This is a genomic window from Arthrobacter sp. C2, from assembly GCA_024207135.1.
GTDB lineage: Bacteria > Actinomycetota > Actinomycetes > Actinomycetales > Micrococcaceae > Paeniglutamicibacter.
Window position 1 is genome coordinate 1,489,415 of record CP042428.1, and the last position, 24,581, is coordinate 1,513,995.

Below are 24,581 nucleotides of genomic sequence, written 5' to 3' on the forward strand. Positions count from 1 at the left end.
GGTCCGGGTGCAGCGCAGGCAGTAGCCTAGAGAGCGTGAGCAGCAATTCTACGAAGGTCTTCATCGCACGCCTGCTGGGCCTTGACGTCTTTGACCCCCTGGGCGACCGCCTGGGACGGCTGCGCGATGTCGTGGTCATCTCGCGCCTGGCCACCAAGCCCGCCCAATGCGTCGGCGTGGTCGTCGAGGTGCCCGGCAAACGGCGGGTCTTCGTGCCCATGACGCGCATCCAGGCCATGGAGTCCGGGCAGATCATCTGCACCGGCCTGGTGAACATGCGCCGCTTCGTCCAGCGCGGCGCGGAGATCCTGGTCGCGGCCGAGCTCTTCGACCGGCGCGTGGTCTTCGAGGACGGCAGCGGCAACGCCGTGGTCGAGGACATCGGGCTGGCCCGCGAACGCAACGGGGACTGGATCATCTCCGACTACTACGTTCGCCGCGGCGACCCGGCCTCCGGGCTGCTGGGACTGCGCCGGGCGCGCGGGGAGCGGCTGCTGGTGCCCTGGGACGCGATCATGCACACCGCGCTGCACGAGCCGCAGGCCGCGAGCACCTACGTCGCCGCCCACGACGAGATGAAGCCCGCCGACTTCGCCGACGCGCTGCACGAGATGAACCAAAAGCGCCGCGTCGAGGTCGCCTCCGAGCTGCAGGACGAACGCCTGGCCGACGTGCTGCAGGAGATGCCCGACGACGAGCAGGTGCAGATCATCTCCGCCCTGGACATGGAACGCGCCGCCGACGTGCTGGAGGAAATGGACCCCGACGACGCCGCCGACCTGCTCGGCGAGCTCTCCGAGGACACCAAGCACGCACTGCTCGAATTGATGGAGCCCGAGGAGGCGCGCGACGTGCGCCGCCTGCTCGAATACGCCGAGGGCACCGCCGGGTCGATGATGACCCCGGTCCCGGTGATCCTCTCGCCCGAGGCCACCGTCGCCGAGGCCCTGGCCGCGGTCCGCCGCGAGGAATTGAGCCCCGCGCTGGCCTCCACCGTGTTCGTCACCCGTCCCCCGCTGGAGACCCCGACGGGGCGCTACCTGGGGGCGGTGCACATCCAGGCGCTGCTGCGCACCCCGCCGCCGGAATCCCTGGGCAACATCCTGGACTCCGACGTCGAGCCCATCGACGACCAGGCGGGCGTCGCCGAGGTCGCCCGCACCCTGGCCAGCTACAACCTGACTTCGCTGGCCGTGGTGAACGACGACGGGCGGCTGGTCGGGGCGGTGACCGTCGACGACGTGCTGGACCACCTGCTGCCCGACGACTGGCGCACCCACGACGACCACCCCGACGGCGCCGCCGTGCATGTCCCGGACACCGAGGTGTCCGGCACCCCGAAACCACCAGTGAACGGAGGGCCCCATGGCTGAAAACCGGCGGGTGTCGACCGGCCTCGACACCCCGATGACCGCGCGTGCCCGCTTCTTCCCGCGCTTCTCCCCGAACCCCGACAGGTTCGGGTCCAGCACCGAGAAGTTCGCTCGCTTCATGGGCACCCCGCAGTTCCTCTTCTACATGACGATCTTCTGCGTGTTCTGGCTGATCTGGAACACCATGGCCCCCGAGGGCTGGCGCTTCGACTCCGCGGCACTGGGCTTCACCGCGCTGACCCTGATGCTCTCGCTGCAGGCCTCCTACGCGGCCCCGCTGCTGCTGCTGGCGCAGAACCGGCAGGACGACCGCGACCGGGTCTCGCTGTCCGAGGACCGCGGCCGGGCCGAACGCAACCTTTCCGACACCGAGTACCTCACCCGCGAGCTGGCCGCGCTGCGCATTGCCCTGCGCGACGTCGCGACCCGAGACTACGTCCGCTCCGAGCTGCGCTCGGCCCTGGAGGACCTGCTGGAAACCAGCGACGGCGAGGAGCTGAACCTGCGCGCCCGGAACCCGCGGCGCCGCGACCGCACCTCCACCAACACCGGGCTGATCCCCCAGGTCCCCGCGCCGCGCCGCGAACGGCGCACCCGAAGGAACGACACCCCATGAGCCTTGAACCCCGGCTCCTTGAAGCACTGGCCACCGTCCAGGATCCCGAGCTGCGCCGCCCCATCACCGAGCTGGGCATGGTCGAATCGGCCGTCCTGGCCGATGGCGCCGCACATGTGAAGGTGCTGCTGACCATCGCCGCCTGCCCGATGCGCTCCACCATCGAGTCCGACGTCTCCGCCGCCCTGGCGGGCCTGCCCGAGGTCCGCGAGGTGAAGCTGGAGCTGGGCGTGATGAGCCCGACGCAGCGGGCCGAGCTGCGCGAGTCGCTGAAAAGCCGCTCCGTACCGTTCTCCGACCCCTCCTCGCTGACCCGGGTCATCGGCATCGCCAGCGGCAAGGGCGGGGTCGGCAAGTCCTCGCTGACCGCCAACCTGGCCTGTGCGATGGCCGCGGACGGGTTGCGCGTCGGGCTCATCGACGCCGACGTGCACGGCTTTTCCATCCCCGGGCTGCTGGGCATCCCGGAGGCGAAGCCCACCCGCGTGGACGAGATGATCCTGCCGCCCGTGGCCCACGGGGTGAAGGTCATCTCCATCGGCATGTTCGTGCCGGACAACAAGCCGGTGATCTGGCGCGGGCCGATGCTGCACCGGGCGCTGGAGCAATTCCTCACCGACGTGCACTTTGGGGACCTGGACGTGCTGCTGCTGGATTTGCCCCCGGGCACCGGGGACATCGCCATCTCCGTCTCCCAGCTTTTGCCCGGCTCCGAGCTGGTGGTGGTCACCACCCCGCAGGCCGCCGCCGCCCAGGTCGCCGAGCGCGCCGGGTCCATTGCGGTGCAGACCGGGCAGAAGGTCGTGGGCGTCATCGAGAACATGAGCTGGCTGGTGTTGCCCGACGGGTCCACCATGGAGGTCTTCGGCGCCGGGGGCGGGGCGGAGCTGGCCAAGCGTCTGGAGCTGGTGCTGGGCACCGAGGTTCCGCTGCTGGGGCAGGTCGCACTGGATCCGATGCTGCGGGCCGGGGGCGACGCGGGGGTCCCGCTGGTGCTCTCGCACCCCGAGTCGCCGGCAGCGGTGCAGATCGTTGCCATGTCACGGGCCCTCACCCGCCGCCCACGCGGCCTGGCGGGCCTGAAACTGGGTGTCACCCCGGTCTAGGCGCCCCGACGCCCCCACCGGGCTCCTGCCCGCCGACCGGCCAGGCCGGACACCCGCCCGGCGGGCAGAACGAAGGCGGCATCCGGTGGATGCCGCCTTCGCCGTTCACATTCCTTGTCCGGGCCCCGATGCGGGGGTCAACTCCCGGGGCCACGGGCCGTGGGATCAGGTCGCCTCGTTGTCGAAGGGCGCCGGTTCGTGCGGGGCCAGCGGAGCGCTGCGGGCGATCGCCACCGGACGCTGCGCGATGGCCGGGGTTTCCTTCACCGCGGACACGGCATCCTCGAAGTCCTCGAGCAGCGCGTCCTTGATGATCTTCCGCGGGTCGTATTGGCGCGGGTCGAGCTTGCGCCAATCCATGTCGGCGATGTCGTCGCCGACCTCTTCGCGCAGCTGTTCCTTGGCCCCGGTGGCCATGCGGCGCAGCTCCTTGACCAGGCGCGCCAGCTGGGCGGCGTATTCCGGCAGCTTTTCGGGTCCCAAAATAACCACGGCCAACACCGCAAGCACGAGCAGTTCACTGCCATTGATTCCCAAAAACACCTTTGTAGACTACCTGCTTTCGAGCGGCGGTGAGGCCATTTGCTATTGGAAGTCCAAAACCATGAGACGGGAAAAGCCCCGCAGCAGGCGCTGGGAGAAATTCTCGGCCGCCGGGTCCAGCGACACAATGCGCGTGTGCTCCCCCACGACCAGCCGCTGCAGGATTCCTTCCACGTCTGACTTGGAAAGATTCGTGGTGACCTTGTACTTGACGTCTTCCATGTTCAACGTGGCGGTTCCATCAGCATACGTGACCGCTGCCGCCGCCTTGGCGCCCAGGCGGTGCCCCAGCTCGGTGAGCATGCCCGAGGTCGGGTCGGCGGTTGCCCCGGCGGCCACGGACTTCTGCAGCGACGCGGCCGGGCTGCCGGAAAGGGCCCGGGTCTCGGCCACCTGCACGGTGTGCCGGCTGTCGCTCAGCACCAGGGTCACGGTCGCCTCGCCCTGGTTCAGCGACCCGGTGGCGGACGTGAGGGTGAACCCCGCGGCTTCGATCACCGGGCAGGTCCAGCCGGCCTGGCGCAATTGGTTGATGGCTTCGGCATCCAGGTTGCGGGCCGAGGCACTGAAGGATTCGGCCGGATCACGCTCCGGTGTCCCCTGGGCAGCCGGTGCACCGAGGAACCATGACATCGCGGCGATCGTGCCCACCAGGGCGAAGACCATCAGCAACACGGCCATGGGCACAAAGGCGGCGGCACTGCGGGATCCGGCTTCGCGTTCACGCGGCAGCGAGTAGTGTGTGCCCAGCAGGGTTTGGGCGTTCAGCGGGCCCAGTGGACGGGGCACCGACGCCGGCCCGCGCGACCCGACGCGCCGGGCATGTCCCAGCGCCGCCAAACACTGCGCGCAATGCTGCACGTGCCGTTCCAATGCCTGCGCGCGGCGCCCATCCAGGGAGCCGGCGACGTATTCACCCATCCAACGTTCATAACGATGCATGCCCTAGCGCACTCCCGGGATCGTCCGCCGAATCTTGGGCAACGAGATCGTTGCAGGCTGCCGGGCTGCGGGGTTGCGGTGCGCCAGCTTCTCGCGCAGCATCCCCCGCCCGCGGTGGATGCGTGAGCGGACCGTGCCAAGCTTCACGTTTAGCGCTTCGGAGACCTCTTCGTAGGACAGTCCCTCCAAGTCGCACAGGACCACGGCCGCCCGGAATTCGGGGCCCAGCGCTTCGAGCGCCGCCTGCACGTCGACATCCAGGTTGTTGTATTCAAAACTGCGTTCCGGTCCCGGTGCGGTCCCGGGGATCTTGGCCTCGGCATCCTCGGCCAGTCCGTCGAAGCGGATCCGCGACTTGCGGCGGGCCTGGTCCAGGAACAAGTTCGTGGTGATGCGGTGGAGCCAGCCGCCGATGGTGCCCGGGGTGAAGGTGTGCAGGGAGCGGAAGACCCTGACGAAGGTCTCCTGGGCCAGGTCCTCGGCGTCTTGCCTGTTGCCGGTCAGCCGGTAGGCCAGGCGGTATACCCGCGGCGAATGGTCCCTGACGATTTCGTCCCAGCTGGGCACCGTGTGCTCCGCAGGCTCCTCAAGGGAGCGTACGTTGCTGGTCACGGACAATTTCGATGCATTCACGACAACAAGTCTCGCGTAGGCTCCTGAGCAGAAGCTGAAAGCGGCCTGTGCCCCCACTTTGGTTTGGCGTCCCCGGGCGGGGCCGACCGCGCGGGGATAAGATGGGCGCAGGGTTTTCCCTCCGACGCGATCGGTTCCGCTGCCGCATCCCGGCCGCACCGCTCGCACACGTACTCTCTTTCGCACCGCAAAGGACTTGCTGCACAACCATGAACCTGGACATCTTTAGCAGCTGGACATATGCACAGGCCCAAGCCCCGGAGGATGCGGTGCTCGAGCGGGCCCGCGAACGCGGGCGCGAGCTGGGGGTCGAATCGGTGGGTTCTGCCACCGCCGGTTTCCTCACGGTCCTGGCTGCCGTCTCCGGGGCCCGGAACATCGTGGAAATCGGGACCGGAGTCGGGGTGTCGGGCACCAGCCTGCTGCGCGGGGCGGGAAAGCAGTCCGCATTGACCACCATCGACATCGATGTCGACCACCTGGCCGCCGCCCGCGAGGCATTCCATGACGCCGGCGTCGACGGTTCCCGCACCCGCGCCATTTCCGGCCGGGCCCAGGCCGTGCTGCCCAGGCTCACCGACGGCGCGTACGACCTGGTGTTCATCGATGCCGACAAGACGCACCTGCTCGAGTACGTCACCCAGGCCATTCGCCTGGTCAAGGTCGGCGGGATGGTCATCATGCACGACGCCTTCGACCAGCATCGGGTCCCCAAGCCCGCGGTCCGACGGCCCAGCACCGTGGCCACGCGCAATGCGACCCGCATGCTGCGCGAGGATGAACGATTCGTCTCCACGCTGGTGCCCACGGGACTGGGTCTGCAGATCGCAGCCCGCATCGGCTAACTTGACCCCCGCGGTCTGGGACGCCGCAGGGTTCCAACAGCGTCGGGCCTCATCCGCCCCGTGACACACCTCGGGGCGGGCACCTGGCCTTACCGGCCAAGTCCCGCCCCGCGGCATTTCGACACCGAGCACTACTCGGTGGCACCTACAAGGCATTCGCGCAGCTCGGCGGCCTCGTCGGCATTCAGCTCGACAACCAGACGTCCGCCACCGTCAATCGGTACGCGCATGATCAGGCTACGGCCTTCCTTTGTGACTTCCATCGGACCATCCCCGGTACGTGGTTTCATCGCAGCCATTAGCGCTGTTCCCTTTCATTTGAGGTAAAGGGCTTTTGGTCCTTCACCCAGTGGTGAGTTAATCGGCAAATCATGACGTTAGTGATCCGCTTTCAACTTGCTACGTCCTATTATTCCGAAGAATGGCTCGTGTTGCTAATCACAGGGTCTTTTCCGTGTGCCGCGATGACCTCATGCAACCGGGAAATCTCGGCCGAAAGCGCATCGAGGACCTCGTCGACCTGATCGCAGCGGTACCCCCGCAGGCCCAAGGAGAAATTCACCGAGTCAACGTCCTCGGCGCGCGGCCGCGCGGGAAGGAGCACCGGAGGCAAGCTGGCGACCGGCTCCACCAGACCTTGGAGCGGACCACGAATCGGTTCGAAACGGCGTCCGTCCTGGCTGGTGCGACTGCGTTTGGTGCCGACGCCGAGGCACACACCGGCACCGAGTATCACGATGGCGACCACCAACAACATGTACACCAACCTGGGCTCCTTCGGTGTGGGAATGAATCTGTTGGGTTTTATTCGGCAGCGATAAACCCATTGGGGCGGGCGGAATTCACCACGATATCCACGGCTTCTTCGATATCGTCGGTGATGTGGACCAAGTCAATGTCCGAAACGGAAATTGCACCCTCTTCGGCAACAGTGTTTCTCAGCCATTCCAGAAGCGGACCCCAATAGGAGGTGCCCACCAAAACAATCGGGAATCCCGTGACCTTTTCCGTTTGGACCAGGGTCAGCGCCTCGAATAGTTCATCCAAGGTTCCGTAGCCGCCCGGCAAGACAATAAATCCTTGCGAGTACTTGACGAACATCGTCTTTCTGGCAAAGAAATACCGGAAATTGATTCCCAGGTCCACCCACTCGTTGAGACCGGTTTCGAAGGGGAGCTCGATGCCCAAGCCGACGGAGATCCCACCGGCTGCCACGGCGCCCTTGTTCGCGGCTTCCATGGCTCCGGGTCCGCCGCCGGTGATCACTGCCACCCCGGCGGCGGCAATGAGCTCGCCGATCTTCTCGGCCTGGATGTACCGTTCCGATCCACGCTGCGTGCGGGCCGAGCCGAACACGCTGATGGCCGGCCCCAACCCTGCAAGCGCGCCGAACCCCTCAACGAATTCGCTCTGGATGCGCAGCACCCGCCAAGGGTCGGAATGGGTGAAATCCTGGTTTTCGCGCGTATCGAGCAAGTAGGCGTCGGATTGCTCGGTTTTCGCCTGTGCCCGGCGCAAGACAACCGAGCCCTTCCTGCGTGCGGGATCCGGCAGGGAATCAAAGTTCTTGGATTGCGAATTCTGGCGTTGCATGCCCCCCACTGTATCGGCAATACCCGCTCCCACTGGCCGCGTCACGGCGCGTTTAGGCAAAGATTTGGCATCGACTAGCCAAAATGTCGCCGTGAAGCGCGTCACTTCGGATAGGGTTCATGTCATGAGCACTGATTCCCACTCGAATAGCGCTAAGTCGGACCTGACTCCCATCGTCAGGCTATCCGCAGTGAACAAGCACTATGGCCAACTCCATGTTCTGCAGAACATCAACCTTGAAGTCACCAAGGGTGAGGTCGTCGTGGTTCTGGGCCCCTCGGGCTCGGGCAAATCGACCCTATGCCGCACCATCAACCGCCTGGAAACCATCGATAGCGGGACCATCGAGATAGATGGAAAGGTGTTGCCAGAAGAAGGGAAGATGCTGGCCAAACTCCGTGCCGATGTCGGCATGGTTTTCCAGTCGTTTAACCTTTTTGCACACAAAACGATTTTGGAGAACGTAACCCTCGGCCCGATCAAGGCCAAGGGGATGAAGAAATCCGAAGCCGACAAGCTCGCGCTCACCCTCCTGGAGCGGGTTGGTGTTGCAAATCAGAAGGACAAGCTTCCGGCACAGCTCTCCGGCGGTCAGCAGCAACGCGTTGCCATTGCCCGCGCCCTGGCCATGCGTCCGAAGGTCATGCTCTTTGACGAGCCGACCTCCGCATTGGACCCGGAAATGATCAACGAGGTGCTCGACACCATGGTCGGCCTGGCCAAGGAAGGCATGACCATGATCGTGGTGACCCACGAGATGGGCTTCGCCCGCAAGGCCGCCGACCGAGTGATCTTCATGGCCGACGGCCAGATTGTCGAAGAGTCCACGCCCGACCAGTTCTTTACCAACCCCCAAAGTGCCCGCGCCAAGGACTTCCTTGGCAAGCTCATCACGAGCTAGGGCCACCCACAGGACATTTCATGCTCGATGGATGAGAAACTCGCTCTCATCCTTGACCAAACAAGGAGAAACGATGCGTAAGTCTCGCATTTCAGCAGTAGCAGCCATGGCAGCGGCCGCGGCGTTGGCCCTGACCGGCTGCGGCGGTTCCGGCGGAGATACCGGCGACGGCGGCGACACAGTCAAGATCGGCATCAAGTTCGACCAGCCGGGTCTCGGGTTCAAGGACGGCGAGGCATACAAGGGCTTCGACGTCGATGTCGCCAAGTACGTGGCGAAGGAACTCGGCTTCGCCGAGGACAAAATCGAGTGGGTCTCCGCACCGTCGGCCAACCGCGAAACCCTGCTGGAGACGAAGCAGGTTGACATGATCTTCGCAACCTACTCGATCACCGATGCCCGCAAGGAGCGCGTTGCCTTCGCCGGCCCGTACTTCGTCGCAGGCCAGGACCTGCTGGTCCGCCAGGACGACACGTCCATCACCGGCCCGGACACCTTGACGGGCAAGAAGCTTTGCTCGGTGACCGGTTCGACCTCGGCCAAGAAGGTCTCCGATTCCTACCCCGGTGTCGCCCTCGTTGAGCAGGGCGGCTACGCCGACTGCCTCGGCCTGCTGGAGACCGGCGGCATCGACGCCGTCACCACCGATGACATCATCCTCGCCGGCCTGGCAGCAACCCCGGCAAACAAGGGCAAGTTCAAGGTCGTTGGCAACACCTTCTCCGAGGAGAAGTACGGAGTTGGCCTGAACAAGGAAAACACCACCTGCGCCGACATCAACAAGGCCATCACCAAGATGATCGATTCCGGTGAATGGGAGAAGTCGCTCAAGGCCAACACCGAGGGCACCGGCTACACCCCGAATGCCAAGCTGAACCCTCCGACGCCTGAGCCCTGCGCCTAGTCGTTGACTGTTTCTTCATCGGACCCATCCGGCACGCAATCCGTGCCGGGTGGGTCCTCCACCAATCGCACCCTAAAGGAGTAAGCCGTGCAAGGCTACCTTTCCCTATGGGATGAATACGGCGGACAAATGCTGTCCGCCTTCTGGGGCAACCTGCAGCTGACATTTTGGGCAGCCATCGGGTCGTTGGTCCTGGGCACGATCCTGGCACTGATGCGAATTTCGCCGGTGCCAAGCTTCCGTGCCTTCGGGACCTCCTACGTGAACATCTTCCGAAACACACCGCTGACCATCATCATGACCTTTGGCGTGCTGGTGCTCTTCGGCGTTTTCAAGGTCCAGTTCAGCTCGGATTTCAATCTCAACTTCTTCCAGATCGCCATCGTGGGCCTGACGATCTACCACTCCGCATTCGTCTGCGAGGCCATCCGGTCCGGCGTGAACACCGTGCCGTTGGGCCAGGCGGAGGCGGCCCGTGCAATCGGGTTGAGCTTCATGCCCGCCGCCCGACTGGTCATCCTGCCGCAGGCCTTCCGCGGGGCCATCGCCCCGTTGGGCAATGTGCTGATCGCCTTGATCAAGAACACCACGGTCGCCGTGGCCGGATCCGTGGCCGAGATCTCCGGCCTGATGAAGACCATGCTTGAGTTTCGGGCCGATGTCGGAATCCTGATCTTCCTTACGATCGCCGTGTTCTTCGTGATCGTCGTGATCCCGGTGGGCCTGCTGACCACCTACCTATCCAAGAAGTTGGCGGTGGCACGATGAAAGTCTCCGAATCGGTCCTTTTCGACGCCCCGGGCCCCAAGGCCCGCCGTCGCGTCGTCATCGTCAACATCATTGGCGTGCTGATCGCCCTCGCCCTGGTCTACTACCTGTACAAGGTCATGAACGACGCCGGGCAGCTGACGGCCGAAAAGTGGGCCGTGTTCGGCAAGGGCTCCATCTGGGAGAACTACCTGATCCCGGGCCTGCTGAACACCCTCAGGGCGGCAGCCGTCGCCATCGTCACCTCGATGGTGTTCGGGTTCATCTTCGGCATCGGGCGCCTGTCCACCAACAAGGTCATCAACTGGATCAGCTCCGTCGTCGTGGAATTCTTCCGCGCCGTCCCGGTGCTGTTGATGATGATCTTCCTGTGGATCATCCTGGCTCGCTCCGGGATCGTGGCTCCGAGCGATGCCCCGTTCGTCGCAGTGGTCGTGGGCCTGACCCTGTACAACGGCTCGGTGGTTGCCGAACTGATCCGCTCCGGCGTCTTCGGCCTGCCCAAGGGCCAGCGCGAGGCGGGCATTGCCATCGGCCTGACCCGCGGGCAGTCGCTGCGCAACATCGAGATCCCGCAGGCGCTCATTGCGATGCTGCCGGCACTGATCGGACAGTTCGTGGTCATCCTGAAGGACTCCGCGTTGGGGTACATCATCAACTTCAACGAACTGCTCTTCAACGGCAAGCTCATCGGCACCGGCAACGCGAACGTGCTGCAGGCGCTGGTGGTTGTCGCAGCCATCTTCATCCTGATCAACTTCGGGCTCTCGAAGCTGGCCACCGTGGTGGCGGGCCGGCTCAGCAGCCGCGGCATCAGTGCCGGCAAGCCCCTGGACCCCGCGGTCCCCGTGGTCGTCGCGGATTTGAACACCACGGTTCCGGGCGGCAACCCCAAGGGTTGATCCCGCCCGATCGGGCTACGCGCCCGTGCGGTGCGGCCAAGGGCCGGGCAGCAGTCGACCTCGTATTGAACGAGGCCCCGACCGCCGCCCGGCCCTTTGCTTGTGCGCGCGCCGTGGGGTTCCCGGGCTACGACCCGTCGCCGGTGGCCGGCGGCCCGCCCAGCCAGAGTTCCAGGGCGGCAAGGCACTCGTGGATGGCCGCGCGGGTGACGTGTTCGTCGTCCGAATGCGCCAGCAGCGCATCGCCCGGGCCGAAATTCACCGCCGGGATCCCCAGCTCGGTGAAGCGGGCGACATCGGTCCACCCGAACTTCGGCTTCGGCTCCCGGCCCACGGCCGCCACGAAGGAGGCCGCCGCCGGGTGCTGCAGCCCGGGCCGCGCCCCCGGGGCGCCGTCGGTGCGGACGATCTCGAAGCCCTTGAACAGCTCGAACACATGGGCCTCGGCGGCCGCCACATCCTTGTCCGGGGCGAAGCGGTAGTTGACCTCGACCTCGCAGAAGTCCGGGATCACGTTCCCGGCGATGCCCCCGGTGATGCGCACGGCGTTGAGCGATTCGCGGTAGGCCAGGCCGTCCACGTCCACGGTCCTGGGAGTGTAGCCGGCCAGGATGCGCAGGATGGGCGACGCGGCGTGGATGGCGTTCTCTCCCATCCAGGCGCGGGCCGAGTGTGCCGCCGTTCCGCGGGTGCGCACCTTGTAGCGGCTGGTGCCGTTGCAGCCGCCCTCCACCGTCCCGTGGGTGGGCTCGAGCAGGATCGCGAAGTCGCCGGCAAGCAGTTCCGGGCTGTTGCGCAAGAGGCGGCCCAGGCCCGACTTGGAACCCTCGACCTCTTCGTGGTCGTAGAAGATGAAGGTGACGTCGCGGTTGGGGTTTTCCAGGGTGGCCGCCAGCGCCAGTTGGACCGCAACCCCGCCCTTCATGTCGGTGGCCCCGCGCCCGTAGAGCGTCTCGCCGTCCCAGCTGGCCGGGACGGTTCCCCGCGCCCCGGGCGTGGTGGGCAGCGGCACGGTGTCCAGGTGCCCGGCCAGCACCACCCGCTCCGGGCGGCCGAGCATGGTGCGGGCCACGATCGCATCCCCGTCCCGGTGCAGCACCAGGTGCGGGAGCTTGCGCAGGGCCGATTCGACGGCGTCGGCCAGGGGCCCCTCGTTGCCGGAAACCGACTCGATGTCCATCAGGCGGGCGGTCAGCTCGGCCACGTCCCCCTGCAGGTCCAGGTCGATGGGCGCGGCGGGGCGGATGGCGGAAGCGGGGCTGGGTTTGCTGTGCACAATCCAAGATTAGTACCGGTGCCCGCGCTAGGATTGATTCATGACTCCGGTAGACACCAGACTGACGCATGCTTCCACCCAAGACCTCAGGATCGCCTCGGCCCACGGCCTGGCCACCTACGCATCCGACGGCACGGTCCTGGACGTCTGGTTCCCCCATCCGGTGATGGCGCTCCTCGAGGACGCCGCGCAGGTCTCCGGCGACCTGGCCGCCGCCGCTTCGAAGGATGAAGCCCGCGGCACCACCCAGTCGGTCATTTCGCTGGAGATCAACCTCGATGTGGCCCCCGCGGACGCACCGGATGTCTGGCTGCGCCTGCACCTGCTCTCCCACCGCCTGGTGGCGCCGAACAACGTCAACCTCGACGGGGCCTTCGGCCTGCTGCAAAACGTGGTGTGGACCAACTTCGGGCCCTGCGCCGTGGGCAACTTCGAAACCACCCGCCTGAAGCTGCGCTCGCGCGGCGCCCTGACGGTGTTCGGGGTCGACAAGTTCCCCCGCATGCTTGACTACGTCGTGCCCACCGGCGTGCGCATTGCCGACGGCGGGCGGGTGCGCCTGGGCGCGCACCTGGCCGAGGGCACCACCGTCATGCACGAAGGATTCGTGAACTTCAACGCCGGCACCATGGGCCATTCCATGGTCGAGGGGCGCATTTCCTCCTCGGTCGTGGTCGGCGACGGGTCCGATGTGGGCGGCGGCGCCTCGATCATGGGCACGCTCTCGGGCGGTGGCAAGCAGCGCATCACCATCGGCCAGCGCGTGCTGCTGGGCGCCAACTCGGGCGTGGGCATCTCCATCGGAGACGACTCGGTGGTCGAAGCCGGGCTGTACGTCACCGCCGGCACCCTCGTCCAGCTCGGGGACGCCGTGGTCAAGGCCGTGGAACTCTCCGGCGTGCCCAACCTGCTCTTCCGCCGCAACTCGATTTCCGGTGCCGTGGAGGCGCTGCCGCGCGCCGGCCAACACGTTGAATTGAACAGCATCCTGCATGCCAATTGACGCACACCAACGCGTGCTCGCGCTGGGCTCGCGGCAGGCGCAAGACCAGCACGGACGGCACCGCGGGCCGCGCCGCTGGGGCCGCACGCTGCTCGCGTTGACCCTGGCCGCCGGGCTGATCGGCGGCGGGCTCTACGCGGCGGTGAACTTCATCGGGCTGGACACCGCGGTGGTGAGGCAAAAATGCACCGCGCTGGTGGGTTCGACGCTGCACACCCTGAGCCCCGACCAGGCCTCGAACGCGGCACTGATCGCCGCGGTGGCCACCCGGCGCGGAATGCCCACGCGGGCCGCAACCATCGGCATCGCCACCTCGCTGCAGGAATCCAAGCTCACCAACATCGACTACGGCGACAATGCCGGACCCGATTCCCGGGGGCTGTTCCAGCAGCGGCCCTCGATGGGTTGGGGCACCGAAGCCCAGGTCATGGACCCGCTGTACGCGGCCAACCGCTTCTTCCAGGAGCTGGAGACCTTCGACTACGCCTCCATGTCGCTGACGGACGCCGCGCAGCGCGTGCAGCGTTCGGCGTTCCCGCTGGCCTACGCCCCCCACGAGGAGAAGGCCGCGGCGTTCGCCTCGGCGCTGACCGGGGCCTCGCCCTCGACGCTGAACTGCACGCTGCGCCCGGCCGAAGGCGCCGGGTCGGCCAAGGACTTGGCCGCGGACCTGAAGGCGGCCACGGGCCAGGCGGCGCAGGTGCTGGGCGGGAACCGGGTGCGGATCCCGGTGCAAGGGAAGCAGGGCTGGGCCATCGCCCAATGGGCCGTGGCCAACGCGGACAAGCAGCACACCGAGTCGGTCTCCTACGCCGGTCTGGTGTGGAACCGCTCCGAGGGCCACTGGGTGCCCTCGGCGACCAGCGACGGCTACGTCGTGGTGTCCCTGGCCGACAGCGGAAAATAGCCGGCCGGGAACTAGGCCAGCATGTCGATGATCGGCTGCAGGTAGCTGCGGAAAAGCGTTGCATCGCGCATCAGGTCCTGGCTGAGGATCACGGTGTCCGGCTCCACGAACCAGGCGCGGCGCTCGGCCAGCGGCAGCTCCACCAGCTTCAGGTGCAGGTCCGAGACGTTCTTGCCTTCGAGCTCGCGCTCGGCAAAGAGCTGCGCGACCAACGCCAGGCGCTCCTTGGTGTTGTCCTGGCAGGATTCCTGGTACTCCCCCAGCCTGTTCTGCGTCCAGGTGTAGGCATTGCCGTAATGGGCACGCAGAAGGTGCTGCAGGCTCGGGGAATCGGAGAAGTCCGCGAAGTCCGGCTCCGCATGGATGTCGATGGCCGGGTGGGTGTCGGAAATGATGCTCTCCCACCAGCTCTGCCATTCCTGGCGCAGTTCCCCGGCGGAATGGTCCCCCAGTTCACTGGCTGCAGCAGGTTTGACCTTGGGGGTCAGTGGTGCCAGGCACGGGGTTCCAAGTGGCTCGATGGCCGCCAGGTCCCGAAAGTACAGTGCCAGCATCATCTCCGTGTGGGTATCAGCCGAAACCTTCCAACCGGATCCAGAATCCTGCACCATGCGGGCACACTCGTTTCTTTCCATTCCCTCGCCTATCTCAAGGATAAGCCCGAAACCGCACAATTGGCCCGAAAAACCGGGGACCGGGCAGCTGCCCCGGCACGGCAAAGGGGGCCGGTGTCGTGGAAGGAGCTTTCCTTCCACGTCACCGGCCCCCTGAGGGAACGCTGCCGTGCACCTGGGCCCACGGGATGCAATGACCCGCAGGAAGGCCGGCGGTTTAGCGGTTCGGGTAGTTGCGTTCGGTTTCGCCGACGAAGAGCTGGCGCGGACGGCCGATCTTCATTTCGGGGTCCTGCAGCATTTCGCGGTACTGGGCAATCCAGCCCGGCAGGCGGCCGATGGCGAACAGGACCGTGAACATCTTCTCCGGGAAGCCCATGGCCTTGTAGATCAGGCCGGTGTAGAAGTCCACGTTCGGGTAGAGCTTGCGCGAGATGAAGTAGTCGTCGCTCAGTGCGCGCTCTTCCAGGGACATGGCGATGTCCAGCAGTTCGTCGTTTCCGCCGAGCTTGTTGAGGATCTCGTGGGCCGTCGACTTGATGATCTTGGCGCGCGGGTCGTAGTTCTTGTAGACGCGGTGCCCGAAGCCCATGAGGCGGACGCCGTCTTCCTTGTTCTTGACCTTCTCCATGAAGTCCGCTGGCTTCAGGCCCTCGGACTGGATCTCGCGCAGCATCTTCAGCACCGCTTCGTTGGCGCCGCCGTGTGCGGGGCCGGAAAGCGCGTTGATGCCTGCGGAGACCGAGGCAAACATGTTGGCGTTGGACGAACCCACCAGGCGCACCGTGGAGGTGGAGCAGTTCTGCTCGTGGTCGGCGTGCAGGATCAGCAACTGGTCCAGGGCCTTGACGATGACCGGATCCATGTCGTATGGCTCGGCGGCAAGGCCGAAGCTCAGGCGCATGAAGTTCTCGACCAGGTTCATCGAGTTGTCCGGGTACAGCAGGGCCTGGCCGATGGACTTCTTGTGGGCGTAGGCGGCAAGCACCGGCATTTTCGCCAGCAGGCGGATGGTCGAGAGCTCGACCTGCTCCTCGTCAAAGGGATCCAGCGAGTCCTGGTACCAGGTCGACAGTGCCGTAACCGCGGAGGACAGCACCGGCATCGGGTGCGCGTCGCGGGGGAAGCCGCCGAAGAAGCCCTTCAGCTCCTCGTGCAGCAGCGTGTGGCGGCGGATCTTCTGGTCGAAGGCCTCCAGCTCGGTGGCCGAGGGAAGGTTGCCGTAGATCAGCAGGTAGCTGGTCTCGAGGAAGCTGGACTTCTGCGCCAGCTGCTCGATCGGGTAACCGCGGTAGCGCAGGATGCCCGCGTCGCCGTCGATGAACGTGATAGCGGACTTGGTCGCAGCGGTGTTCATGAAGCCGGGGTCGTACGTCACGCCACCCGTCGCCTTCAAGAGCGGCGCGATGTTAAAGCCGTTGTTGCCTTCTACCGCGGGCACAACAGGTAGTTCGATGCTGTTGCCGCCAAAGCTGAGCTGAGCAGAATTGTTTTCCGTCATTGTCTCTCCTAACCGGAATGCAGATGAGTCCGATGGTCAGTAATCACTGTCACGCTACCTTTTAGTAGGCTCTTGACACCAATTGGTTGGTCACGTTTGTGTATCAGGCTGCCGCATTGAGCCGTTGAACGGCGCTGGCGATCCGCTCGTCGCTCTCGGTCAGGGCAATGCGCACGAAGTTCTCCCCGGCCGTTCCGTAGAAGGCCCCCGGGCCAGCGACAATGCCCAGGTCGGCAAGCCGGCCAACGGTGGTCCAGCAGTCCTCGTCCGCGGTGCACCACAGGTACAGTCCGCCCACCGATTCCTCGATGCGCAGCCCGAAGGCGTTGAGCGCCGGAACCAGCGCCTCGCGGCGTGCCCGGTACGTGTTTTTTTGCGCCTTGACGTGCTCGTCGTCGTTCAGTGCGGCAACCATGGCGGACTGCACGGGGGCCGGCACGATCATCCCGGCATGCTTGCGGTTGTTGATCAGCGCGGGCATCAGGTTCGGCGCCCCGGCCACGAAGGCCGCACGGTATCCGGCAAGGTTCGACTGCTTGGACAGCGAGTACACCGCCAACAGGTCGCTGTGGTCCGAGCCGCTGACCGACTCGTGCAGGATGCTGGGCACCCCGGCCTCGTGTTCGCCCCAACCGAGTTCCGCGTAGCATTCGTCCGATGCCACCACGGCACCGAGCGAACGCGCGTCATCGACCAGCGCCTTCAGGTCCGCGGCCCCGCGGATGATGCCCGTGGGGTTCCCCGGCGAGTTGACCCAGACCAGCTTGACCCGTGCACGGTCAGCGTCGGAGAGAGACGCCAGCGAGTCGGCGGCGATCGAGTCCGCACCGGCCAGTTGCGCGCCGATGTCGTAGGTGGGGTAGGCAACCAGTGGACGGACCACCAGGTCCCCGGCGCCCAGGCCCAGCAGCAGCGGCAGCCAGGCGACCAGTTCCTTGGAGCCGACCGTCGGCATGACGTCGTCGCTCGACAGGCCGTGCACGTCGCGCCGGCGTGCAAACCAGTTCACGATGGCCTCGCGCACCGCGGGCGTGCCGTGGGTGGTGGGATATCCCGGGGCGTTCGCGCCGTCGCGCAGCGCGTTCATGATGATCTCGGGGGTGGGGTCGACCGGCGTGCCGATGGACAGGTTCACCGCCCCGCCTTCATGCTCGGCGGCACGCGCCAGGTAGGGGGCAAGGGCGTTCCACGGGTAGTCAGGGAGCGTCAGCATGGTGTCGCGGATCAGCCCTGTGCTTGCGCCGGAAGCGCGGCCACGATCGGGTGGTCGATGCCCATGTTGCCGAGCTTCGCGGCCCCGCCCGGGGACCCCACCTCGTCGAAGAACTCGACGTTGACCTTGTAGTATTCGGCCCACTGCTCAGGGGTGTCGTCTTCGTAATAGATGGCTTCGACCGGGCACACCGGTTCGCAGGCGCCGCAGTCAACGCATTCGTCGGGGTGGATGTACAGCGAGCGTTCGCCTTCGTAGATGCAATCCACGGGGCATTCCTCGATGCACGCCTTGTCTTTGACGTCGACGCACGGCTGGGCGATGATGTAGGTCACGGTACCCGGGGCCTTCCTTCACTACAGAAACATTCGGTGATTTGCATGCGGCTAGACATGCATGACACCAGCTTAGTCCCGACCTGCCCCGAATGCCGCAGCAGCTCCCCCGCCGGGGAATTCTTACGTTCTGAGTCACAGTGCGGGTCGCCCCCGCTGCCGCTCCCGGCGAATTCTTACGTCCCGCATCGCATCCGGAACCCGCAGGAACCCGCCATGCTGGAAATCTTACGAATTGCGTCACCAACGGCGGGCACAGCCCAGGACCTAGGATTGGTGCATGAGCACGGACTTCTTGGATTCCCTGGACCCCGGCGCCCGCGTGGTGCTTCGCTATCGCCTCTCCCCCGGCGAGCAAGGGCAGGCGGGCGAACAGATGAGTGACGCGCTGGGATACCTGCTGGCGGTCGACGAGCACTCCGTGACGGTCCAGACCCGCACCGGGGATGTGCAGGTCAGCCGGGCGGCCATCACCCACGCCAAGCGGGTGCCCCCGCCCCCGGCGCGCAGGCGCTCCGCTCCCGGCGGCTGAGCCGGCAAGCCGCGTGCAGGCCCCCGACGCCGTGAATTCGCACTCCCCGGACATGTGATTTGAATGATTCAATCAGTGGCGGATTTTCCCGTATGCTGATTCCATGGCCACAGATGAAGAGGTACAGGCCCGTGCACGGGCGTTGAGCTCCCCGCTCCGTCTCCGCATTTTGCGACTTTGCTTGCACGAATCTCGTACCAACAAGGAAATAGCGGACCTGCTGGAGATCAATCCGGCAACATCGCTCCACCATGTGCGCACGCTGCTCTCAAACGGGTTCCTCGCGGCCGAGGAAACCCGCCGGGGGAACCGCGGGGCCAAGGAAGTGCCCTACCGCAGCACCAAGCTCTCCTGGGGCACCAAGCTGCCGGACGCCGCACCCCTGCTCGTCGACACGTTCCTGCAGGAAATCGACGGCCTGGCCCCGCAGGAGATCCAGGTCATGCGGGTGGGGCTGAAGCTCAGTGAAGGAACGCAGAAGGAAATGATGGCCCGCATCCATTCGGTCATCGAGGACTACGCCATGCGCGACGCCGAGCCCGACGGAGTGGCCACCTCCCTCTTCCTGGCCCACCACCTGGATCTCAAGTCGGCGTAGCCGCCCCGTAAACCAAATAGCTTGGCCCCCGCAAGAATCCTTGCGGGGGCCAAGCTATTTATTAGATGTTAGGTTCCTGCGTTGTCCGGGCCAGCCGACGAATCAGCGCCCGGAGCGCGCCAGGAGTCGCAACTGCTTGGAGACCAGCAGGATCGCCACGACGACCGGGACGATGATGCCGTACACCCAGATGCCGCCGGCCAAAGCCGGGCCGGGCAACATCTTGAAGAACTGGGTCGAGACGATCATCTGGTTGTGCTGGTCGGTCGAGATCAACGCGACAAACACATACGTCGCCAGGCCCGTCAGCGCACTGACCCACAGCTTTCCCCGGACCAGGCCGACCCAGTAGGTCAGGGTCCCGGTAAGGAGCAAGGCGAGGGCGGCACCCCACGGCACCGGGACGTCGCCAACATAGCCCAGCGAGGCATGCAGGATCGTGCCGACCACCGCGGCAAGCGCCCCGGCCGCCAAGGCGACCAGGACGCTGCCGATTGCCGAGGCGCCGGCGCCTTGGGCCTGGTTAGGCCTTGGCCCGGGCACGGTAGGCCTTGGCGCGGTCATTGGCGTTCAGGATGAGCTTGCGGATGCGGATCGCTTCCGGGGTGACCTCAACGCATTCGTCCTCGCGGGCGAATTCGAGGGACTCTTCCAGCGTCAGCTGGCGCGGCGGGGTCATGTTCTCGAAGGTGTCCGAGGAAGCTGCACGCATGTTGGTGAGCTTCTTTTCCTTGGTGATGTTCACGTCCATGTCATCGGAGCGCGAGTTCTCGCCCACGATCATGCCTTCGTAGACCTCGGAGGTCGGCTGCACGAAGAAGGACATGCGTTCCTGGAGGTTGATCATCGCGAACGGGGTCACGACGCCGGAGCGGTCAGCCACGATCGAACCGTTGTTGCGGTATTCGATCGGGCCGTGCCACGGCTCGTAGCCCTCGGCCAGCGAGGAAGCGATGCCTGCACCGCGGGTGTCGGTCAGGAAGCGGGTGCGGAAGCCGATCAGGCCACGGGCCGGAACGATGAATTCCATGCGGCACCAGCCGGTGCCGTGGTTGGCCATGTTGGTCATGCGGCCCTTGCGGGCAGCCATCAGCTGGGTCACGGCGCCAAGGTATTCCTCGGGCACGTCGATGGTCATGTGCTCCATCGGCTCGTTGATCTTGCCGTCGATCATCTTGGTGACAACCTGCGGCTTGCCAACGGTCAGCTCGAAGCCTTCGCGGCGCATCTGCTCCACGAGGATGGCCAGGGCCAATTCGCCACGGCCCTGGACTTCCCAGGCATCCGGACGCTCGGTCGGAAGGATGTTCAGCGACACGTTGCCGATCAGTTCCTTGTCGAGGCGGTCCTTGACCTGGCGTGCGGTGACCTTGGCGCCCTTGACCTTGCCGGCCAGCGGCGAGGTGTTGATACCGATGGTCATCGAGATGGCCGGCGGGTCGACGGTGATCAGCGGCAGCGGCTTCGGGTTCTCCAGGTCGGTGAGGGTTTCACCGATCATGATATCTTCGATGCCTGCAACTGCGACGATCTCGCCCGGTCCTGCGGACTCGGCCGGAACACGGCTCAGGCCCTTGGTGGCCAGCAGTTCGGTGATCTTTACGGTCTTGAGCTGGCCGTCCTGGCGGGCCCAGGCAACCTGCTGGCCCTTGCGCAGGGTGCCGTTGAAGATACGCAGCAGGGCCAAGCGACCCAGGAACGGGGAGGCGTCAAGGTTGGTGACGTGTGCCTGAAGGACTTCGCCTTCGGTGTACGTCGGGGCCGGGACGTGCTTGATGATGGTCTCGAACAGCGGCTCGAGGTCCTCGTTGTCCGGCAGGGTGCCGTCTGCAGGCTGGTTGACCGACGCGTAGCCGGCCTTGCCCGAGGCGAAGACGATCGGGACGTTCAGGATCTTGTCCAGGTCCAGGTCCGGTGCTTCGTCGGCCAGGTCCGAGGCCAGGCCCAGGAGCAGGTCCATGGAGTCGGAGATGACGCCGTCGATGCGGGCATCGGGGCGGTCGGTCTTGTTGACCACGATGATGACCGGCAGATTGGCGACAAGCGCCTTGCGCAGCACGAAGCGGGTCTGCGGCAGCGGACCTTCGGAAGCATCCACGAGCAGAACGACACCGTCGACCATGGACAGGCCGCGCTCGACCTCGCCGCCGAAGTCGGCGTGGCCCGGGGTGTCGATGATGTTCATGGTCATGTTGTGGCCGTTGGCGGCCGGGCCGTTGTAGAACACGGTGGTGTTCTTGGCCAGGATGGTGATGCCCTTTTCGCGTTCCAGCTCGCCAGAGTCCATCACGCGGTCTTCGGTTTCACCGTGGCTGTCGAACGCACCGGTCTGCTGGAGCATTGCGTTGACCATGGTGGTCTTGCCGTGGTCGACGTGGGCAACGATGGCAACGTTGCGCAGGTCTTCACGACGAATGGTGGTGGTATCTGACATGCGAAAAGGCTCACTTCTTCTAGAGAATTTTGGGTCTCGGGGATCGGGGCCACGACTGACCCAATTAACCATTCTAGTCCCAATGGGAAATCTGGTGTAAAACGTGCCTTATCTCACGTGGACAAATTTGCGCGAAGGGCTGCTGCGCCCCGTCATCCCGGGAATTTTGCGGCCACGGCCACGATGCCGCGGCGGCCACGAGTGGTCCGATCCGACGGAAAGGGGGCGGCTGCGGGAAACCCGTCGCCGCCCCCATCTTCCCGTGGAACTTGCAGAAATCAACTACTGCTTGCTTGGCTGCCGCTTAGGCGAGAGGGGCCACCGGCCCGGCAGGTGCCGCAGGAGGCTGCCTTTGTTCCAGTTTTTGCAGCGTCCGAGCGGCAGTCTCACGCCCGCCCAGCCCGAAGGCGAGGGCCGCGGCGAGAGCGGCTCCGATGACCAACGCACCGAAGGCCATGTTGATGATCGAATCGGCCAGGCCCATGTACTTCAGGCCCATCGCGACGAAAAGCACGATCGTAGCCCACCGGATGATGGTCGCAGGCGTTCCCGGTCCGACGATCGAGACCACGACGTTGGCGATCAGGAAGCCCGCCGCGATGATCAAACCGCCGAAGAGGACGTTGCCGCCCAAGGCCAGGATCTCGTTGAGAATGACCGTGACTTCCGGGAAGTTCAGCAGGCGTGCTGCCATGATGCCGAAGAACAGCATGATGGCGATCTTCACCAACAGCGCGATGATGCCCGAGGGGCTCCTGTCTGCGGGGACGATTCCCCACCGATGTACGACCGGGTCGGTGCCGATTCCCTGCAGCGTGCTTTCCAGGATCGTTCCGACAAATTTGGCGATGACGAAGCCGATGGCCAGCAAGATCAATGCGGCAATGATCTGCGGTATGGCGTTCAGGATCAAGGCCAGCATCTGTTGGGCTGGATCGGAGATGGCCGCGATGCCCAGCACCTGCAAGGCACTGATGCCGACCACGATGACGATTATCGCGAAAAGGATGTTGCCGATGATCGAAATGATCTTGGCGTTCTGTTCACGGGTTTGCACGAGGTCGGGCTCCATGGCTCCGCGCCTGAACCTGGCGGTCAACCTGCTGAAGTCGACGGCACCCAGGGCGGTCGTCACCAATTGGCGTACGATCTTGGCGATCATGTAGCCGATGAAGAAGATGATGCCCGCACCGATGAGATTCGGGACGAAGGCCATGACCTTGCCAAGCAGATCCTGCACCGGGGCCAAGACCTCGGATAGTGCGAAGACCTGCAAAATGGCAACGAGCCCAAAAAGCCAGATGATCAGTGCCGCAATCTTGCCGAGTGATTCCCCAAGTTGTTGTCCGTCGTTGCCCTGACGCTGCAACCCCTTAACCCTGATTTTTCATGGAACGCCGACGGGCCGCCGAATCCGTGATTTTCCCGGATTCGGCGGCCTGTCGTATTTTCGGGCACGCCAGGAACGGCCAGGTCGCCGGCCGGGGGCGTCGGGTTCCATCTTCCGAAAGGGGCTCGCTTCTGTCGTTTCGAAGGGGTCGCGGCAGGGGGTCCTATGCCGCGAGGTGTCCGTTGCGCCAGCGTTCGCGCAGCCGGGCGGTTCCCTCGACGAGGGTGAAGAAGAGTGGTGATTCGGGGGCGGACTCGGGGATCAGCAGCCTTTTCTGCCGGGCGCTGCTGATGATTTTTCCGGCAATCGAAAACATCCGGTAGCGCCACCGCTTCATGTCCCAGGTACCGGCGTCGTGGCCGGCGGGCAGGATCGCCAGTGGCATCCACGCGACGAGGTTCATCGCGAGCATCGCGAGGTCCGTCCAGAGCTGGTTCGCCGAAGCCCGGAAAAAGGGCAGCTTCCCCATGCCACTGTTCTTGAGCGTCTTGATGCGGTTTTCGCACCGTCCCCGGGCGCGGTGCCGGGCATCAAGGAACGCGACGTTCCAGCGCGGGGCGTTGGTCAGGAACGCGGTCACCCGGTGCCCGTCGACGTCGAAGATGGAGGCCTGGGCCCCGGGATGCAAGGGTTCGGCCCGGAGATACAGACGGGTTCCTGCCGGGTAGCCATGCAGCTTGATGACCTTCGTTGCATCGATGACCCACGCGTCGCGGCGTTCGTACCCGTCCTGCTCAATGACCCGCTCCCAGAGGTCCTTGTCATTGATCCAGTGGACGAAGCGCTCGTTGGGAACCGGCAGGGTGTAGGAGGTGGAGAACTGCAGTCCCAGGGAGTGCAGGTGGTTCAGGAACTCGCGAGACGCCCCGGCGCTGTCGGTGCGCACCAGGATCCTGTCGGCATGCAGTTTCCCGTGCTCGTCGCGCATCGAGTCGGGCAGCTGGGCCAGGGCCTTGTCGAGCACACGGATGTGGTCCTTGGCGCTGTTGGCACCCTGGTTGCCGGCCCGCAGTTCCGCGGCCAGGACCTCTCCGGTGCCGTTTCCCCTGCCTAGTCGAGGCTGGCAACGAACGGGGAATGCCCGAAACCGCGCTTGTAATGGCCGGTGGCCAATTCCTTCTCGGAATGCGCGTCCACGAGGGTGGCGTCAAGGTCGATGATCAGCGGGTCCAGCCTGGTGGCCAGGGTGGCGGGGTTCCGTGGGCCGGCGGCCTCCCAGATCCTGGAGCGCAGGGCCTTGGCGACCGCGGCGAAGCCCAAGGTGAAGGCCTCGGGCTCCTCGGTGGCTCGTTCCACGAAGCGGGAGACCGTCGCGTTGGAGGCGACGGGGCCGAACAGGTCCGGGCTGTCGCGCAGGGTGTCGAGGTCCGAGACGTGTTCGCCGCCGTCGGGGAGCATCACCGCCAGGGAGCCGAGGACCCGTCCCGGGCGGTGGGTGGCCGTCTCGGGAACGAACCCGGCCAGTTGCTCTTCGCACAGGGCGCCGAAGCCGGTCGCGTCCAGGAAGGAGGTGAGCACGTTCAGGCCGGCGTGGGAAACCAGCGACTGGCCGGTCGGGGCTGCCGGGAGGGACGGGAAAGCACGGGTATCGTTAAGCATCGAAAAGGTGAGCCCTGTTCTGGTGGATAAAAAGGTGTGGTACCTCTATTTTC

The 24,581-nt window shown here is 65.4% G+C and carries 26 protein-coding genes and 1 pseudogene; 12 read left to right on the forward strand and 15 right to left on the reverse strand.

The window, feature by feature from the left end; genetic code table 11:
• The first annotated feature begins 35 nt into the window (after positions 1-35).
• From FPY90_RS06895 to FPY90_RS06905, 3 genes are read left to right on the forward strand one after another with little or no spacing between them, the layout of a single operon-like run.
• Entirely contained in the window at positions 36-1,373 is a 1,338-nt protein-coding gene (locus tag FPY90_RS06895; RefSeq protein WP_498684675.1) for a magnesium transporter MgtE N-terminal domain-containing protein, read from the forward strand.
• A complete protein-coding gene (locus FPY90_RS06900) occupies positions 1,366-1,989 on the forward strand; it encodes a DUF1003 domain-containing protein (RefSeq protein ID WP_071213077.1) in 624 nt (207 codons plus the stop codon). The genes FPY90_RS06895 and FPY90_RS06900 overlap by 8 nt, the downstream gene beginning before the upstream one ends.
• Complete coding sequence (locus FPY90_RS06905; RefSeq protein WP_071213076.1) at positions 1,986-3,095, forward strand: Mrp/NBP35 family ATP-binding protein; 1,110 nt, start codon at positions 1,986-1,988, stop codon at positions 3,093-3,095. The genes FPY90_RS06900 and FPY90_RS06905 overlap by 4 nt, the downstream gene beginning before the upstream one ends.
• Before the next feature lie 165 nt (positions 3,096-3,260).
• Here FPY90_RS06905 and FPY90_RS06910 read toward each other — a convergent pair whose 3' ends face one another.
• From FPY90_RS06910 to sigE, 3 genes are read right to left on the reverse strand one after another with little or no spacing between them, the layout of a single operon-like run.
• Entirely contained in the window at positions 3,261-3,638 is a 378-nt protein-coding gene (locus FPY90_RS06910; protein ID WP_071213075.1) for a sec-independent translocase, read from the reverse strand.
• 42 nt (positions 3,639-3,680) lie between these two features.
• Entirely contained in the window at positions 3,681-4,559 is an 879-nt protein-coding gene (locus FPY90_RS06915) for a zf-HC2 domain-containing protein (RefSeq protein WP_498684677.1), read from the reverse strand.
• A 24-nt stretch (positions 4,560-4,583) separates the two neighbouring features.
• On the reverse strand, positions 4,584-5,198 hold the full coding sequence (gene sigE / locus FPY90_RS06920) for an RNA polymerase sigma factor SigE (RefSeq protein WP_071213253.1): 615 nt from the start codon (positions 5,196-5,198) through the stop codon (positions 4,584-4,586).
• 224 nt (positions 5,199-5,422) lie between these two features.
• Between sigE and FPY90_RS06925 the strand changes: the two genes are divergently transcribed.
• Entirely contained in the window at positions 5,423-6,058 is a 636-nt protein-coding gene (locus tag FPY90_RS06925; RefSeq protein WP_071213073.1) for an O-methyltransferase, read from the forward strand.
• Positions 6,059-6,189: 131 nt separating this feature from the next.
• Here the strand turns inward: FPY90_RS06925 and FPY90_RS06930 are convergent, their stop codons facing one another.
• The 3 genes from FPY90_RS06930 to FPY90_RS06940 all read right to left on the reverse strand — a co-directional run bounded on the left by FPY90_RS06930 (position 6,190) and on the right by FPY90_RS06940 (position 7,651).
• The gene (locus tag FPY90_RS06930) at positions 6,190-6,357 is read right to left on the reverse strand and encodes a DUF3117 domain-containing protein (protein ID WP_007269948.1); all 168 of its coding nucleotides are present in this window, start codon (positions 6,355-6,357) and stop codon (positions 6,190-6,192) included.
• A 110-nt stretch (positions 6,358-6,467) separates the two neighbouring features.
• A complete protein-coding gene (locus FPY90_RS06935) occupies positions 6,468-6,815 on the reverse strand; it encodes a DivIVA domain-containing protein (RefSeq protein ID WP_071213252.1) in 348 nt (115 codons plus the stop codon).
• Positions 6,816-6,862: 47 nt separating this feature from the next.
• Complete coding sequence (locus FPY90_RS06940; RefSeq protein ID WP_071213072.1) at positions 6,863-7,651, reverse strand: LOG family protein; 789 nt, start codon at positions 7,649-7,651, stop codon at positions 6,863-6,865.
• 124 nt (positions 7,652-7,775) lie between these two features.
• Between FPY90_RS06940 and FPY90_RS06945 the strand changes: the two genes are divergently transcribed.
• The 4 genes from FPY90_RS06945 to FPY90_RS06960 all read left to right on the forward strand — a co-directional run bounded on the left by FPY90_RS06945 (position 7,776) and on the right by FPY90_RS06960 (position 11,126).
• Positions 7,776-8,552: an amino acid ABC transporter ATP-binding protein gene (locus FPY90_RS06945; RefSeq protein WP_071213071.1), complete on the forward strand. Its 777-nt coding sequence runs from the start codon at positions 7,776-7,778 to the stop codon at positions 8,550-8,552.
• Positions 8,553-8,625: 73 nt separating this feature from the next.
• The gene (locus tag FPY90_RS06950) at positions 8,626-9,456 is read left to right on the forward strand and encodes a glutamate ABC transporter substrate-binding protein (protein ID WP_071213070.1); all 831 of its coding nucleotides are present in this window, start codon (positions 8,626-8,628) and stop codon (positions 9,454-9,456) included.
• Positions 9,457-9,543: 87 nt separating this feature from the next.
• The gene (locus FPY90_RS06955) at positions 9,544-10,224 is read left to right on the forward strand and encodes an amino acid ABC transporter permease (RefSeq protein WP_071213069.1); all 681 of its coding nucleotides are present in this window, start codon (positions 9,544-9,546) and stop codon (positions 10,222-10,224) included.
• Entirely contained in the window at positions 10,221-11,126 is a 906-nt protein-coding gene (locus tag FPY90_RS06960; protein ID WP_498684681.1) for an amino acid ABC transporter permease, read from the forward strand. Before FPY90_RS06955 ends, FPY90_RS06960 begins: the two co-directional genes overlap by 4 nt.
• Before the next feature lie 127 nt (positions 11,127-11,253).
• Here FPY90_RS06960 and dapE read toward each other — a convergent pair whose 3' ends face one another.
• Positions 11,254-12,405, reverse strand: coding sequence for a succinyl-diaminopimelate desuccinylase (gene dapE / locus FPY90_RS06965; RefSeq protein WP_498685530.1), 1,152 nt, complete (start codon positions 12,403-12,405; stop codon positions 11,254-11,256).
• A 37-nt stretch (positions 12,406-12,442) separates the two neighbouring features.
• On the opposite strand from dapE, the gene dapD reads away from it, so the two are divergent.
• Both dapD and FPY90_RS06975 read left to right on the forward strand, forming a co-directional pair.
• Positions 12,443-13,405, forward strand: a complete 963-nt coding sequence (dapD, locus tag FPY90_RS06970; protein ID WP_498684682.1) for a 2,3,4,5-tetrahydropyridine-2,6-dicarboxylate N-succinyltransferase — start codon at positions 12,443-12,445, stop codon at positions 13,403-13,405.
• Entirely contained in the window at positions 13,395-14,312 is a 918-nt protein-coding gene (locus FPY90_RS06975) for a hypothetical protein (protein ID WP_498684683.1), read from the forward strand. Before dapD ends, FPY90_RS06975 begins: the two co-directional genes overlap by 11 nt.
• Before the next feature lie 11 nt (positions 14,313-14,323).
• Here FPY90_RS06975 and FPY90_RS06980 read toward each other — a convergent pair whose 3' ends face one another.
• From FPY90_RS06980 to fdxA, 4 genes are all read right to left on the reverse strand, one after another.
• Positions 14,324-14,923: a hypothetical protein gene (locus FPY90_RS06980; protein WP_498684685.1), complete on the reverse strand. Its 600-nt coding sequence runs from the start codon at positions 14,921-14,923 to the stop codon at positions 14,324-14,326.
• 220 nt (positions 14,924-15,143) lie between these two features.
• On the reverse strand, positions 15,144-16,427 hold the full coding sequence (locus FPY90_RS06985) for a citrate synthase (protein WP_071213063.1): 1,284 nt from the start codon (positions 16,425-16,427) through the stop codon (positions 15,144-15,146).
• A 103-nt stretch (positions 16,428-16,530) separates the two neighbouring features.
• Positions 16,531-17,640 (reverse strand): succinyldiaminopimelate transaminase, encoded by a 1,110-nt coding sequence (dapC, locus tag FPY90_RS06990; protein WP_071213061.1) that lies wholly within the window; start codon positions 17,638-17,640, stop codon positions 16,531-16,533.
• Positions 17,641-17,651: 11 nt separating this feature from the next.
• Complete coding sequence (fdxA, locus tag FPY90_RS06995; RefSeq protein ID WP_071213059.1) at positions 17,652-17,975, reverse strand: ferredoxin; 324 nt, start codon at positions 17,973-17,975, stop codon at positions 17,652-17,654.
• A gap of 280 nt (positions 17,976-18,255) precedes the next feature.
• On the opposite strand from fdxA, the gene FPY90_RS07000 reads away from it, so the two are divergent.
• Positions 18,256-18,507: a putative acetyltransferase gene (locus tag FPY90_RS07000; protein ID WP_498684687.1), complete on the forward strand. Its 252-nt coding sequence runs from the start codon at positions 18,256-18,258 to the stop codon at positions 18,505-18,507.
• 103 nt (positions 18,508-18,610) lie between these two features.
• Complete coding sequence (locus FPY90_RS07005) at positions 18,611-19,105, forward strand: helix-turn-helix domain-containing protein (RefSeq protein WP_071213056.1); 495 nt, start codon at positions 18,611-18,613, stop codon at positions 19,103-19,105.
• A 102-nt stretch (positions 19,106-19,207) separates the two neighbouring features.
• Here the strand turns inward: FPY90_RS07005 and FPY90_RS07010 are convergent, their stop codons facing one another.
• The 4 genes and pseudogenes from FPY90_RS07010 to FPY90_RS07025 all read right to left on the reverse strand — a co-directional run bounded on the left by FPY90_RS07010 (position 19,208) and on the right by FPY90_RS07025 (position 24,528).
• Entirely contained in the window at positions 19,208-19,648 is a 441-nt protein-coding gene (locus tag FPY90_RS07010) for a hypothetical protein (protein WP_071213054.1), read from the reverse strand.
• The gene (typA, locus tag FPY90_RS07015) at positions 19,629-21,539 is read right to left on the reverse strand and encodes a translational GTPase TypA (protein WP_071213052.1); all 1,911 of its coding nucleotides are present in this window, start codon (positions 21,537-21,539) and stop codon (positions 19,629-19,631) included. The genes FPY90_RS07010 and typA overlap by 20 nt, the downstream gene beginning before the upstream one ends.
• A 304-nt stretch (positions 21,540-21,843) precedes the next feature.
• Positions 21,844-22,908: a mechanosensitive ion channel gene (locus FPY90_RS07020; protein WP_498684690.1), complete on the reverse strand. Its 1,065-nt coding sequence runs from the start codon at positions 22,906-22,908 to the stop codon at positions 21,844-21,846.
• Positions 22,909-23,092: 184 nt separating this feature from the next.
• Positions 23,093-24,528, reverse strand: a pseudogene (locus FPY90_RS07025) (IS1380 family transposase).
• Positions 24,529-24,581: the final 53 nt, after the last annotated feature.

Excerpts from the sequence above, each read along its gene's own strand:
- FPY90_RS06900 (WP_071213077.1), top strand. The coding sequence starts at position 1,366 with ATGGCTGAAAACCGGCGGGTGTCGACCGGCCTCGACACCCCGATGACC.
- FPY90_RS06905 (WP_071213076.1), top strand. The coding sequence starts at position 1,986 with ATGAGCCTTGAACCCCGGCTCCTTGAAGCACTGGCCACCGTCCAGGAT.
- FPY90_RS06915 (WP_498684677.1), bottom strand. The coding sequence starts at position 4,559 with ATGGGTGAATACGTCGCCGGCTCCCTGGATGGGCGCCGCGCGCAGGCA.
- FPY90_RS06925 (WP_071213073.1), top strand. The coding sequence starts at position 5,423 with ATGAACCTGGACATCTTTAGCAGCTGGACATATGCACAGGCCCAAGCC.
- FPY90_RS06930 (WP_007269948.1), bottom strand. The coding sequence starts at position 6,357 with ATGGCTGCGATGAAACCACGTACCGGGGATGGTCCGATGGAAGTCACA.
- FPY90_RS06935 (WP_071213252.1), bottom strand. The coding sequence starts at position 6,815 with ATGTTGTTGGTGGTCGCCATCGTGATACTCGGTGCCGGTGTGTGCCTC.
- FPY90_RS06940 (WP_071213072.1), bottom strand. The coding sequence starts at position 7,651 with ATGCAACGCCAGAATTCGCAATCCAAGAACTTTGATTCCCTGCCGGAT.
- FPY90_RS06945 (WP_071213071.1), top strand. The coding sequence starts at position 7,776 with ATGAGCACTGATTCCCACTCGAATAGCGCTAAGTCGGACCTGACTCCC.
- FPY90_RS06950 (WP_071213070.1), top strand. The coding sequence starts at position 8,626 with ATGCGTAAGTCTCGCATTTCAGCAGTAGCAGCCATGGCAGCGGCCGCG.
- FPY90_RS06960 (WP_498684681.1), top strand. The coding sequence starts at position 10,221 with ATGAAAGTCTCCGAATCGGTCCTTTTCGACGCCCCGGGCCCCAAGGCC.
- dapD (WP_498684682.1), top strand. The coding sequence starts at position 12,443 with ATGACTCCGGTAGACACCAGACTGACGCATGCTTCCACCCAAGACCTC.
- FPY90_RS06975 (WP_498684683.1), top strand. The coding sequence starts at position 13,395 with ATGCCAATTGACGCACACCAACGCGTGCTCGCGCTGGGCTCGCGGCAG.
- FPY90_RS06980 (WP_498684685.1), bottom strand. The coding sequence starts at position 14,923 with ATGGTGCAGGATTCTGGATCCGGTTGGAAGGTTTCGGCTGATACCCAC.
- FPY90_RS06985 (WP_071213063.1), bottom strand. The coding sequence starts at position 16,427 with ATGACGGAAAACAATTCTGCTCAGCTCAGCTTTGGCGGCAACAGCATC.
- dapC (WP_071213061.1), bottom strand. The coding sequence starts at position 17,640 with ATGCTGACGCTCCCTGACTACCCGTGGAACGCCCTTGCCCCCTACCTG.
- FPY90_RS07000 (WP_498684687.1), top strand. The coding sequence starts at position 18,256 with ATGAGCACGGACTTCTTGGATTCCCTGGACCCCGGCGCCCGCGTGGTG.
- FPY90_RS07005 (WP_071213056.1), top strand. The coding sequence starts at position 18,611 with ATGGCCACAGATGAAGAGGTACAGGCCCGTGCACGGGCGTTGAGCTCC.
- typA (WP_071213052.1), bottom strand. The coding sequence starts at position 21,539 with ATGTCAGATACCACCACCATTCGTCGTGAAGACCTGCGCAACGTTGCC.